Source organism: Streptomyces sp. NPDC088252 (assembly GCF_044740965.1).
Taxonomy (GTDB): domain Bacteria; phylum Actinomycetota; class Actinomycetes; order Streptomycetales; family Streptomycetaceae; genus Streptomyces.
The window spans coordinates 84,544-96,899 of the sequence record NZ_JBIURS010000027.1; the positions used below are offsets into that span (position 1 = coordinate 84,544).

General features: G+C 69.1%; 9 protein-coding genes and 1 pseudogene. 7 read left to right on the plus strand and 3 right to left on the minus strand.

Annotated elements, in window-relative coordinates; all coding sequences use genetic code 11:
- Nucleotides 1–9: 9 nt before the first annotated feature.
- From ACIOHC_RS36880 to ACIOHC_RS36890, 3 genes are read left to right on the plus strand one after another with little or no spacing between them, the layout of a single operon-like run.
- The gene (locus tag ACIOHC_RS36880; RefSeq protein ID WP_401845942.1) at nt 10–1,683 is read left to right on the plus strand and encodes an extracellular solute-binding protein; all 1,674 of its coding nucleotides are present in this window, start codon (nt 10–12) and stop codon (nt 1,681–1,683) included.
- The gene (locus ACIOHC_RS36885) at nt 1,680–3,146 is read left to right on the plus strand and encodes a M1 family metallopeptidase (RefSeq protein WP_401845945.1); all 1,467 of its coding nucleotides are present in this window, start codon (nt 1,680–1,682) and stop codon (nt 3,144–3,146) included. Before ACIOHC_RS36880 ends, ACIOHC_RS36885 begins: the two co-directional genes overlap by 4 nt.
- The gene (locus tag ACIOHC_RS36890) at nt 3,143–5,359 is read left to right on the plus strand and encodes a right-handed parallel beta-helix repeat-containing protein (RefSeq protein ID WP_401845947.1); all 2,217 of its coding nucleotides are present in this window, start codon (nt 3,143–3,145) and stop codon (nt 5,357–5,359) included. Before ACIOHC_RS36885 ends, ACIOHC_RS36890 begins: the two co-directional genes overlap by 4 nt.
- 222 nt (nt 5,360–5,581) lie before the next feature.
- Here the strand turns inward: ACIOHC_RS36890 and ACIOHC_RS36895 are convergent, their stop codons facing one another.
- A complete protein-coding gene (locus tag ACIOHC_RS36895; RefSeq protein WP_351082615.1) occupies nt 5,582–6,604 on the minus strand; it encodes a LacI family DNA-binding transcriptional regulator in 1,023 nt (340 codons plus the stop codon).
- A gap of 246 nt (nt 6,605–6,850) precedes the next feature.
- Here ACIOHC_RS36895 and ACIOHC_RS36900 point away from each other — a divergent pair, with 246 nt between their 5' ends.
- From ACIOHC_RS36900 to ACIOHC_RS36915, 4 genes are read left to right on the plus strand one after another with little or no spacing between them, the layout of a single operon-like run.
- The gene (locus tag ACIOHC_RS36900; RefSeq protein WP_351082613.1) at nt 6,851–7,714 is read left to right on the plus strand and encodes an ABC transporter permease; all 864 of its coding nucleotides are present in this window, start codon (nt 6,851–6,853) and stop codon (nt 7,712–7,714) included.
- 38 nt (nt 7,715–7,752) lie between these two features.
- Nucleotides 7,753–8,772 (plus strand): ABC transporter substrate-binding protein, encoded by a 1,020-nt coding sequence (locus ACIOHC_RS36905; protein WP_401845950.1) that lies wholly within the window; start codon nt 7,753–7,755, stop codon nt 8,770–8,772.
- Nucleotides 8,769–9,590: an ABC transporter ATP-binding protein gene (locus ACIOHC_RS36910; RefSeq protein ID WP_365690681.1), complete on the plus strand. Its 822-nt coding sequence runs from the start codon at nt 8,769–8,771 to the stop codon at nt 9,588–9,590. The genes ACIOHC_RS36905 and ACIOHC_RS36910 overlap by 4 nt, the downstream gene beginning before the upstream one ends.
- A 50-nt stretch (nt 9,591–9,640) precedes the next feature.
- Complete coding sequence (locus ACIOHC_RS36915) at nt 9,641–9,835, plus strand: hypothetical protein (protein WP_351082608.1); 195 nt, start codon at nt 9,641–9,643, stop codon at nt 9,833–9,835.
- A 69-nt stretch (nt 9,836–9,904) separates the two neighbouring features.
- Here ACIOHC_RS36915 and ACIOHC_RS36920 read toward each other — a convergent pair whose 3' ends face one another.
- Together ACIOHC_RS36920 and ACIOHC_RS36925 are read right to left on the minus strand one after the other, a co-directional pair.
- Nucleotides 9,905–10,633, minus strand: coding sequence for a TIM barrel protein (locus ACIOHC_RS36920; protein ID WP_351082606.1), 729 nt, complete (start codon nt 10,631–10,633; stop codon nt 9,905–9,907).
- A gap of 101 nt (nt 10,634–10,734) precedes the next feature.
- Nucleotides 10,735–12,165: pseudogene (locus ACIOHC_RS36925) on the minus strand (PKD domain-containing protein).
- Nucleotides 12,166–12,356 lie beyond the last annotated feature (191 nt).

A 12,356-nucleotide genomic window follows, 5' to 3' on the forward strand; every position in this document is an offset into this window, starting at 1 on the left:
GAGATTCAGGTGTCGAGCTCCACCCCCATCAACCGCAGAGCACTGTTCCGCATGGGTGCGGGCGTCGGCCTCTCACTGGCCGCCGCCCCGCTGCTCGCCGCCTGCGGCGACGGCGGCACGACCGCGAAGGCGGAGGCCAAGAGCGCCTCGCTGCTGCCCAACACCGCGGTCCGCAACATCGGTCTGAAGCCCGACCTCGCGGGCACCGCCGCCGGCGTTCCGCAAGGTTTCTTCAGCTACCCGGCCAAGCCGTTGCGGGCCACGAAGGGCACGCCGCTCAAGGGCGCCGAGCCGATCAGCGCGACGATGGAGACCTTCTCCCCGCCGCCGCCCGCGCGCGGCAAGAACGTCGCCTGGCAGGAGATCGAGAAGCTCCTCGGCGCCCAGGTGAACATCACCGCCGTCCCCGCCGACGACTACGGCACCAAGTTCTCCACCATGCTCGCCAGCGACAGCCTGCCCGACCTCTTCATGTACCCCGAGATCGGAGGCGTCGACAACAAGGCCGCCTTCCTCCAGGCGAAGTGCGCGGATCTGACCCCGTATCTCGCCGGGGACAAGGTCAAGGACTACCCGAACCTGGCCGCGATCCCGAAGGGCGCCTGGCAGGCCGCCATCTTCGGCGGAAAGCTGTACGGCATCCCGATCGCCCGTACCGGCACCGGCGGCGCCGGCTTCTACCGCCACGACCTGTTCGAAGAGGCCGGCGTCACGAGCCTGGACCAGATCACCGGCCTCGACAGGTTCGTCGAGCTCTGCAAGGAACTGACCCGGCCCAAGAAGGACCAGTACGCGATCATCGCGGGTGTCACCAACGTACTGGCCATGTCGGCGGGCGCGCCCTACTTCTGGCGACTGGACGAGAAGACCGGCAAGTTCACCACCGACCTGGAGACCCCGGAGTACCGCCAGGCCGTGGAGACCGCGCGTGAGCTGTACAAGGCCGGCTGTTTCTACCCGGGCACCCTCCAGATGTCCGGGGCGCAGAAGGCCCAGTACACGGACATGTTCAAGAACGGCAAGGGCGCCTACGTCTACGACGGCATGCCCACCTACCTGGCGCCTGGTGTCGGGTACATCGCCGCCATGGAGGCGATCGACAAGAAGTACGACCCCCGCCCGTTCGTCCCGTTCGGCAAGGACGCCATCGCGTGGATGGACAACATCGAGCTCCAGAACACGCACATCAAGAAGGCGTCCGGAGACCGGGTGAAGCAGGTCCTCGCGCTGGCCGACTTCGCCGCTTCGCCGTTCGGGAGCGAGGAGTACACACTCATCAACTACGGCGTCGAGGGCAAGGACTTCACCCGTGACGCCAAGGGCAACCCGGCCCTCACCAAGCAGGGCACCCAGGATGTCACCGTGCCCTGGAAGTTCATGGCCTCGGCCGTCCCCGCCATCTTCAGCGCGGACTCGGAGCAAGGCGTCCGCCACGTCCACGACGCCTTCACCAGGATGATCCCGATCATGGAGCAGGACCCGACGCTCCGGTACTCCTCGCCCACCTGGGACTCCAAGGGCTCCGGCAGCCTCTACACGCTGAAGCAGGACGCGCTGAAGGACATCATCGCCGGCCGCAAGCCCATGTCCGCCTACGACCAGCTCGTCAAGGACTACCTGGCCAAGGGCGGCGAGCAGGCCCGCGGTGAGTTCGAGGACGCCTTCCAGAAGGGGAAGAAGTGACGACGCGACGCTCGGCCCTCGGACTCGGCGGCGCGGCGGTGGCCGCAGCCGTCGCCGTACCGGCCCTCGGCTCGCCCGCCTCCGCGCGATCGCACGGTTTCGACCCGAAGCCGGGCTCCGACGGCGTCGGAGACCCGCTCTTCCCGACCCTGGGCAACGGTGGCTACCAGGTCGTGCACTACGACCTGACCTTCGACTTCACTCCGGTGACCTACGACTTCACCGCGACCGTGAAGATCAACGCCAAGGCCACCCAGGATCTCTCCGCGTTCAACCTGGACACCGACGGTCACACCATCGACTCCGTCACCGTCGCCGGCCGCCCCGCGACCTGGGTGCTGTCGCCCGGCCAGAGCGGTCAGGAGCTCACCGTCACCCCCGCCCGCCCGCTCCACGACGGGCAGGCCTTCGCCGTCGAGGTGCACTACCGGGGCAACGGCAAAGCACCCCGACTCGGTCTGTCCGGCTGGAAGTTCGGCTCTGACGGCGGCTTCGCCTCCGCCGCCCAGTCCTCCCGGGCCGACACCTTCCTGCCCTGCAACGACACCCCGTCCGACAAGGCGACGTGGACCTTCCACATCAGCGCACCGCAGGGTTATGTCGCCACCGCCAACGGCGAGTTGCTCCACAAGACCCCGCGGGCCGACGGCTCCACCGTCTGGCACTTCGCCCTGCGCGAGCGCATGGCGACCGAACTCATCGGCATCGCCGTCGTCAAGGGCACCTATCTGTACGGCACCAGCCACCGAGGCCTGCCGCTGCGGCACATCGTCCCGCAGGGGCAGGAGGAGAAGTACGGTCCGGCCGTGGCCCGTACCGCGGACCATCTGGCCTGGCTGGAGGCGAGGTTCGGCCGCTACCCGTTCTCCGTCTACGGCGTCCACATCTACGACGGCTACACCGACGCCCTGGAGAACCAGACCCTTTCCCTGTTCTCCACCAACTGGTTCAAGTTCAACGCCAACGGTCAGCCGGGCTACGAGACCACCATGGTCCACGAACTGGTCCACCAGTGGTTCGGCGACTCCGTCACCCCGAACGACTGGCAGCAGGCCTGGCTCAACGAGGGCCCCGCCGTGTACTACGCCGGTCTGTACGGCGAGGAGCACGGCTGGTCGGTCTTCGAGGACAAGATGAAGGCGACGTACGAGAAGCTCGACGCGGTCCGCGCCGCCGACGGCCCGCCCGGACTGCCCAAGGCGCTCGGCGGCACCAACATCTACGACGGCGGCGCTCTCGTCCTGTACGCCCTCGCCCTCAGGATCGGGCAGCGGAAGTTCGACAAGGTCATGCGGGAGTGGGTGAAGCGCTTCAAGGACTCCACCTGCACCAGCGAAGCCTTCATCCGGCACACCGTCGACGTCACCGGCGAATCCTCCCTCGACCCGTTCCTGCGCGACTGGCTCTTCGGAGCCGTGAACCCGCCCATGCCCGGCCACCCCGACTGGAAGGCCTCCGCGTGAACCGCCGCCCTCTGAACGTCGTACGGACAACCGCCGCTGCCGCCACCGCTGCCGTCCTGGCCGCACTCCTCTCCGCCCCGGCCGCCCTGGCCGCACCCGGGGTCCGCACTCTCTACGCGGCCCCGGACGGACACGGCAGCTCCTGTACGGCCGCCCGCCCCTGCACCCCCGAAGGCGCCCGGGACGAGGCCCGGACCGAGACCGGGCGCGATGTCCGCGTGCTCCTGAAGAACGGTACGTACAAGCGCGACGCCCCCCTGAAGCTCGGCGTCGCCGACTCCGGGAAGGACGGACACACCGTCACCTGGACCGCGGCGCCGGGTGCCCGCCCTGTCCTCTCCGGCGGACAGGACATCACCGGCTGGCGGCAGAACGCCGACGGCACCTGGACCGCCGACGTCCCGGCGGGCGTCACTCCCCGCCAGCTCTTCATCGACGGCCGGCGCGCGACCCGCGCCCGGGGCGCGGCCTGCGCGGCGAGCACCTGTGACGCCACCGGGACCGGCATGACCGGCGCGACCGCCACCGGCATCGCGGGGTGGCGGCACCCCACCGACGCCGAGGCCGTCATCCGGGTCCGCTGGCGCAACTACCACTGCCGGATCACGGACGTCAGCGGCGATGTCATGACCTTCGCCCAGCCGTGCTGGACGAATTCGGCGAGCGGCACCAACCGCACCGGACCGGCCTGGGACTCCACCGCGGTCGACTCCACCCGCTACAGCGGCGTCGCCTACTTCGAGAACGCCCCGGAACTCCTCGACGAACCGGGCGAGTTCGTGTGGAACTCGCAGGACCGCACCGTGACATACCTGCCGCGCAAGGGCGAGAACATGCGCAGCGCGCAGGCCGTCACCCCGCACACCGAGCAGCTGCTCGTCGTCGACGGTGCCCACGACCTCACCGTCAGCGGAATCGGATTCGCCTACGCGGCGTACCGCCAGCCGGACACCGACGAGGGCTACGCGGGCATGCAGGCCGGTCTCACCCTGACCGGAGCCACCGGCCCCGTCGACCACGCGGGCCGTTTCTACACCAAGCCGGCCGCCGCGCTCACCGTCCGCGGCGGCCGGCGCGTCAGCATCGACGACGCCCGGTTCAGCCGTCTCGGCGGCGCGGGCGCGATCCTCGAAGCGGGCACCAAGGACAGCTCACTGACCCACTCGTCCTTCACCGACCTGTCCTCCGGCGCGGTGTACGTGGGCGACACCGAGCCGATGCCCGGGGCGGCGCTCGCGGGGGAGCGGAACACCGTCGCGTACAACACCATCAGCCGCACCGGCGTCGAGTACACCGACTCGGTGGGGATCTGGGCCGGTTACGAGGCCCAGCTGACCGTCGACCACAACAGCCTGGACCACCTCCCGTACTCCGGGATCTCGGTCGGCTGGGGCTGGAACCAGCCCGAGGCCCAGAAGTCCGTACTGCGCGACAACAAGGTGACCGACAACCGGATCACCGACGTCATGGAGGTCGCACAGGCACAGCACGACGGCGGCGCGATCTACACCCAGGGTGCCCAGCCGGGCACGGTCGTCTCCGGTAATTACATCAACCGTTCCGCCTTCGGCAACACCGAGCGCGACGGCAACGGCATCTACCTCGACGAACAGTCCTCGCACATCGTCGTCGAGCGGAACGTCATCACCCGCATCGGCTACAAGTGGGTCTCCAACTGGGCGGACTACGGCATCCAGAACACCGCGCGGGGCAACTGGACCGACACGGCCGCGCCGGCTCTCGGCGGCGAGGGATCGGTCATGACGGACAACCTGACCGGTCTGGACCGACTCCCGGCCGAAGCCCTCGCCGTCGCCGCGCGAGCGGGTGTCGACGGCGGCACGGTCGAGCAGCTGAGGACCGACCTGGCCCGAACCGGCACCGCGACCCAGTCCTCCACCGAGGGCACCGCCGGGGCGGCGCTCGCCCTGGACGCCGACACCAACACGGACACCCGCACGCTGTCGGAGGCGGGCGCCTGGTGGCAGGTCGACCTGGGCCGTGAACGACACATCCGGCAGATCGAGATCTGGAACAACTCCTCATCCACGACAGCGGACTTCGATGTCGTCACGGACGACGGGAACGTCCAGGTCAGCGGGAAGGCACTGCGCCCGACCGTGCTGAATCTGGACAGCCGGACCCGCACGGTTCGGATCGTGACCTCCGGCACGGGCCGCGTGGCACTCTCCCAGGTGCTCGTCCACCCGTAACGGTCGGCTCTCCGTCGCCGGACACCACGACGGACACCCAAGGGCCGCCCGTAATTCCTGGCGGGCGCGCGACGACAGCCACGGCACCTCGTCGCGTTGCCGGAACATCCGCATACATCCAGAATGCGGATGTTCCTTCGCCTTGCGATGCACCGCATCCGACGCCGCGCGCTGATCCACCACGGATTGCGGGACAGCCCTCAGGCACCCGGGCGCCGCCGGTCACCCGACCGGCGGCGTTCCCGTGCTCTCCCGCACCACCACCTCTCCCGCGACCCGTACCACCCGGGCCCGCCGTCGCGCGGACTGCTCCCGCAGCGCCAGCGCGATCACGTCCTCGCCCATCGCGGTCAGTGGCAGCGCCACCGTGGTGAGTGCCGGTGACAGCTCCCGCACCAGCGGAATGTCGTCGAAGCCGGCGAGCGAGACATCCTCCGGTACCCGCAGCCCCACTTCCCGCAGCGCGGCGAGCGCACCGACCGCCATCACATCGGTGACCGCGAACACACAGGTCGGCCGCGGCCCGTCGCCGACCAGCAGTGCGCGGGCCGCCGCGTACCCGCCATCACGGGTGAACGCGCCCTCCACGACCCGGTCGAGCCCGATCCCCGCCTCCGCGAGGCCTTCCCGGAAGCCGGTCAACCGGTCCGAGACCGTGGTCAGCGCAGGCGGACCGGTGAGCACCGCGAATCTCCGGTGCCCGAGCGAGACCAGTCTCCGGGCGAGCGCGGCCGCCCCCGCCCGGTTCTCCGGCTGCACGGTGTCCACGCGCAGGCTGCGGTGCCGGCTGACGACGGCCACCCGGCCGCCGCCCCGTACGTACGGCTCCAGTTCGGCATCCAGGGCGCGCTCCCACGCCCGGTCCTGGAACCCGGAGCCGATGAGCAGGATCGCGCGGGCGCGCTGGGCCCGCAGCATCGAGACATAGGCGATCTCCCGGGCGGGTTCCCGGAAGGTGGAGGCCAGCATCACCAGCAGGTCCTGCTCGGCCGCGGCCCGCATCACACCACTCGACACGGCGGCGAAGTACGGATCACTGACGTCATGGCAGATGAGGCCCACCGTACGGTTGTTGGCCGAACCGGCGAGGGCCTGCGCGTGCGCGTTGGGTATGTAGCCGAGCCTGTCCGCAGCCGCCCGTACCCGTTCGCGCAGGTCGTCCCGGACCCGGGTCGTGCCGTTGAGAGCGCGCGAAGCGGTGGCGGAGGAGACACCTGCCTCCCGGGCCACGGCATCGAGCGTCACGTGCGTCGCTGCGGGAAGGCCGCCGCGCGGCTCCGGGCGATGCGCTGTTCCCCGTTCACTCAACTCGACCCCCAAGGGCGCGGTGGTGGAAGGCCACGAAACTTGTCGACGACCTATTGACCGTGCGTGCAGGCAGTCATTAGCGTGGCGAAAACCTTATCAGAAAGCGCTTTCTGAAAGCGCCTTCTCGTCATCGCAGGATCGCACAGCTCTCCACAACTGCACCCGAAGCGGCGGGAGTTCATAGTGAGCCAGAGCGCGTTGACCAAAAGTCCCCCTGAAGCGGAAGGAGTTGTCCGACGGGCCGGTCCCTCGGCGGGGGCGCGGTTCGCGCGGGCGGCCGAGCAGAGCTGGCGGCCCGTCGCCCTGCTGCTGGCCTGTTTCGCCATCTGGTGGGTGATCTCGGCGGCGGAGCTGGTGAAGCCGTATCTCGTACCGTCACCCGGGGCGACCCTCGATGTCCTCACCGGCAAGGCCGGTTATCTCTGGCAGCACACCTGGGTGACCACATACGAAACGCTGCTCGGCTTCCTGATCGCCGTGGCCGTCGGTGTACTGGCGGCGGTCGTCATGGTGTACTCCTCGACCGTCGAGCGCACGCTCTATCCCATTCTGCTGTTCGCCCAGGTCGTACCGAAGATCGCGATCGCGCCGCTGTTCGTCGTCTGGCTCGGCTTCGGCATCGAACCGAAGATCCTCATCGCCGTGCTCATCGCCTTCTTCCCCGTCGTGATCTCCATGGTGACCGGCCTCAAGGCGGTCGACCCGGAGATGCTCCAGCTGTCGGCGACGATGGGCGCCAGGCCCTGGCAGACCTTCCTCAAGATCCGCTTCCCGGCCTCGCTCCCGCATCTCTTCTCCGGGCTCAAGGTCGCGGTCACCCTGGCGGTCACCGGTGCGGTCGTCGGCGAGTTCGTCGGCGCCAACGAGGGCCTGGGCTATGTGATCCTCCAGGCCAACGGCAACCTCGACACCCCGATGCTCTTCGCCGGACTGCTCGTGATGTCACTCATCGGCGTCGTGCTCTTCGTCGCCGTGGAGATCGCCGAAGTGCTGCTGCTCCCGTGGCACGCCAGCCGCCGGGACACCTCCGCCACCACCACGTACTGACTCCGTCCTACCGACTTCGTCGCGAGAAGGGCCAGCTCATGCATGCGCGCAGACTCCTGATCGGTGTCGTACCCCTCGTCCTGGTGGCCACGGCCTGCGGCGGCAACGACGCGTCGACCACCACGAGCGACTCGGGCAAGAAGCTGGACAAGGTCACGCTGACGCTCAACTGGTATCCGTACGGCGAACACGCGCCGTTCTACTACGGCAAGCAGCAGAAGATCTTCGAGAAGCACGGCATCGATCTGAGCATCCAGGCGGGCCAGGGCTCGCAGAAGACGGTGCAGGCGACCGCCGCCGGTCAGACCGACTTCGGCTGGGCCGACACCCCGGCACTGCTCGCGGGTGTCGACCAGGGCGTCCAGGTCAAGAGCCTCGGGGTCTTCCTCCAGACCACCCCGGCGTCGGTGCAGTCCTTCGACGCCGAGGGCATCGGGTCGCCTGCGGACCTCAAGGGAAAGACCATTGCGGGGACCGCCGGTGACGCGCTCTCCAAGACCTTCCCGATCTTCCTGAAGAAGAACGACCTCGACGCGTCGGACGTCAAGGTCCAGAACACCGATCCGGCGGGCAAGATCGCCGCGGTGATCTCCGGGAAGACCGACGGGCTCCTCGGCTATGCCAGCGACCAGGGCCCCACCATGCAGGAGAAGGCCAAGAAGAAGGTCTCGTATCTGCGCTTCTCCGAGAACGGCCTGAACTTCTACTCCAACGGTCTGCTCGCCGGACAGAAGATCCTCACCACGAAGTCCGATCTCGCCGAACGCATGGTGCAGGCGGTCAGCGAGTCGTGGGCGGCCGCCGAGAAGGCCCCCGGGCCCGCGGTCTCGGCGATGGACGGGGCCTCGGAGCAACTGCCGCCGGCCACGGTCCTGGCCGAGCAGTTCAAGACGACGCTCACACTGCTGCACACCCCGTCCACCGAGGGGAAGGCGCCCGGAGTGAACAACGAGGCCGACTGGCAGCAGACCATCGACGTCTTCGCCGAGGCCGGCATGGTCAGCAAGCCGAAGGCCGTCGCGGAGTACTGGGACGAGAAGACGGCGCTGAAGGGATGACGATGCCGAAGCAGTACACGACGCGGACCAAGGCATCGGTTCCTGCCGCGGTGGCGGTCGGACTGTCCGATGTGGCGGTCCGGTTCCGCAGCAGGAAGCGCGATGTCACCGCGTTGCGCGAGGTCTCGCTCGATGTGGCGCCCGGTGAGTTCGTCGCGATCGTCGGACCGTCCGGATGCGGCAAGTCGACCCTGCTCAAGCTGGTCGCCGGACTGCTGAAGCCGTCCTCGGGGGAGGTCCGGCTCGGCGGCGAGCAGGTCGACGGGGTGCGGCACGACATCGGTTACGTGTTCCAGCGCGCCGCCCTCCTGGAGTGGCGCTCGGCGCGCCGCAACATCCTGCTCCAGGCCGAGATCCGGAAGATGCCTCCGGCGCAGGCGCGCGGCCGGACCGACGAGCTGATCCGGATGACGGGCCTGGCCGGTTTCGAGGACGCGTATCCGCATGAGCTGTCGGGTGGAATGCAGCAGCGTGTGGCGTTGTGCCGCGCGCTGCTGCACGAACCCCCGGTGCTCTTGATGGACGAGCCGTTCGGCGCGCTGGACGCGCTCACCCGCGAGCAGATGAACATGGAGCTGAACCGCATCTGGCGTCAGACCCGCACCACCGTCCTGCTGGTCACCCACTCCATCTCGGAGGCCGTCTATCTGGCCGACCGCGTGGTGGTGATGAGCCCGCGCCCCGGCACGATCTCCGAGATCATCGAGGTGGGGCTGGACGCGGAACGGGAGTACGGCGAGACGCTGGGCCGCCCGGAGTTCCGGGACGCGGCTGCCCACATCCGCGACCTGCTGGGTGCGGCTTCCGCGCACGACTGACGGTGTCATCGGCAGCCGGACGGGCCCAAGGACCGGGCCCGTCCGGGGCGGTGGCGGACGGAACGGCCGCTCTGCTCGACGAGGTCTTCATGGCGGAGTACGCCGAGATGTGCTGCCAGCACACGAAGGCGCAGACCGTCGACTCCCCGGCCATCGCGAAGGCGTACCGTCATGTCCCCGACCTCCTTGCCCACACGCTGGATTCGACGCCCGACCGGTACCGGGGACTGCCGGCCTCCCGCTGAGACCGGAGCGGCCCCGGACCACGTCGCGCGCGGTCCGGCGCCGCCGCTCCATGTGTCGGTCCGGTCCGCTCAGTACCGCAACCGGGACAGGCAGGTGTAGCTCGCGAGCGCCGAGGCGAACGGATCAGTCGGCGCGTCGTGCTCCACCAGCCACTGCTTCACACCGCTTTGCCGCGCCGTGTCGAACATCGCCGGAAAGTCCAGCACCCCCGAACCGACGTCGGCGAAGTCCCCGTTGGGTGCCATGTCCTTCACATGGAGCGCCGGGAAGCGCCGAGGGTGGCGTACGAAGAGTTCCCCGGGCGCCGAGGCGCCCCCGTCGGCTGCCCAGTACAGATCCAGCTCGAAACCGACCAGGTCCGGGTCGGTCTCGGTGAGCAGGACGTCGTACAGGCTGACGCCGTCGACCACCTGATGGTCCGTCCCGTGATTGTGGTAGAGCAGCTTCAGCCCGGATTCGCGCGCGGCGAGCCCCGCCCGGTTGAACTCCCTGGCCACTTCACGGTATCCGGCCGGACTGTGCAGCGAACCCGGCAGGCTGGGGACGACGATCCATTTGCCGCCCAGGGTGTGGATGTCCTCCAGGGCCTGGGGGAGTCCGGCCCCCTTCACGATGTCGTAGGCGACATGTTCGAGGACGGCCCGCAGCCGGGCCTCGTCGAGCATCCGCCGGATGTCGGCCGCGCCGTGGCCGTGCCGGCCGCTCACCCCGACCGTGGCGTAGCCGATCTCCGCCAGCCGCTCCAGGGGGCCCCGGAAGTCCGTCGCCAATGGTGTACGCATGGTGTACAGGTGCATGCCGATTCCCGACGGCGGGATGCGCCTGCGTCGCCCGGCCTCGACGGCGGACGCGGGGGTGGTGCCGAGCGCTGTGGCTGCGGCAACACCCACAGCCGTGCTCAGAAAGGTGCGTCATGTGCGGTCCATGCGGTTCTCCCCTCTCGACTCACGTCGGTGCGTACGGAACCGGTGGTGGTGTCGCCCTTGTCGTCGGTGACCGTCAGATGCGCGGTGTACGCACCCTTGCGGTCGTAGATGTGCGTGGCCGTCGCACCCTCCGTGCCCGTCGCCTAGGTGTTGTCGCCGAAGTCCCAGTGGTACGAGGAGACCGTGCGCCCGGCCACCGGTTGGACCGCGCTGCTCAGCGTCACGGGGAGCGGGGCGGCACCCGTCGTCGGAGCCGCCTTCACCGTGACGTTCGTCCCCGGTCGCTTCTCGACACCGGGGCCGTTGAAGTGCAGCCAGTCGACAGCGAACAGGTCGGCCTTGTCGCTGCTCCACTCCGGGTTGCTGAACACCGCGTACAGCGTCGCGCTGTCGCCGGGATCCGTCAGTGCCGTCGTCGGTGAGACGACCTTGCCCCAGTCACCGGTGTGGGGGACGGTCACCCGTCCGAGCAGGGGACCTGTCGGCGAACCGGACCGGAATTCGACACTCCCGCCGATCCCGCCGGAGGCCGCACCGACGGTCACCGAGTCGATGTTCTTCAGGTTCACCGGATCGAAGCTGATCCAGTCGCCGTCCTCGATCTCGGTCAGCCGTTTCCCGCCGGAGGCGTCGGCCCTGCTCCCGATCACCGCACCGCCGTGCGTACCGCCGGTCGCCGTGAAGTGCTCGGCCTCGCGGAATGCGGTACGCAGGGCGAGCGAGGTGGAACCGGTCAGCGCGGGTGCGCCGGGGGCGCCCTTGTCCTCGTACTGAGCGGTGATTCCGTAGTACAGGTTCTGCCCCGGACCGTGGCTGTCCCCGGCATCCGTGACGATTTCCCCTGTGCAGCCGGTGTAGTTGTCGAGCGGATGCAGATGGGTGTCATGGCCGAGCTGCGACTGCACGACCACCCGTGAACAGTCGATCGGCCCATCCTTCCCGTCCTCCTTGTCCTTGACCCCGACGGTGAAGGGGATGGTGTCGCCGAAGCTGAACCCCCCGCCGTTCGGGGGCTGTTTGATGGCCACCTCCGGGCGGGTGTTGCCGACGGTGATGTCCTGCACGGTCTGCGCCGTGAGACCGCCGGGTCCGGTGACCGTGAGCCGCGCGGTGACCAGTCCCTTCGTGCGATAGGTGTACGAGGGGTGCGCGTCCGTCGAGTCGGTGGTGCCGTTCCCGTCGAAGTCCCAGGCGTACGGGACCGGCCGGCCGTCGGGCAGTCCGGAACCGGCGCTGGAGAAGTCGACCGTAAGTGGCGCGGGCTTGATCTGCGCGAGGGTGTGGACCTTGGAGGTCGGATCGGTGCGCCAGTCGTACCACTCCTTCGTACGCTCCCAGAGGTCCGGAAGGCCCTTCGTGGAGGGGTGCGCGTGGTCGAGGACCTTGATCCGGCCGGTCTGCACGGCCGGGTGCCGGTCGAAGACGGCGCCGACCAGGCCCTCGTACCAGCCCCAGTCGCGCGCTCGCTGGCTGACGCGGCGTGCAGACCGACCCAGCCGCCCCGTTATCTTTTTCGCGGTCCTGCAACGGGACCGCCGGCCTCCGGGCCCGGTATGACTGTGTCCCCCTGTCGAACGGATGGCCTGGGGGGTGG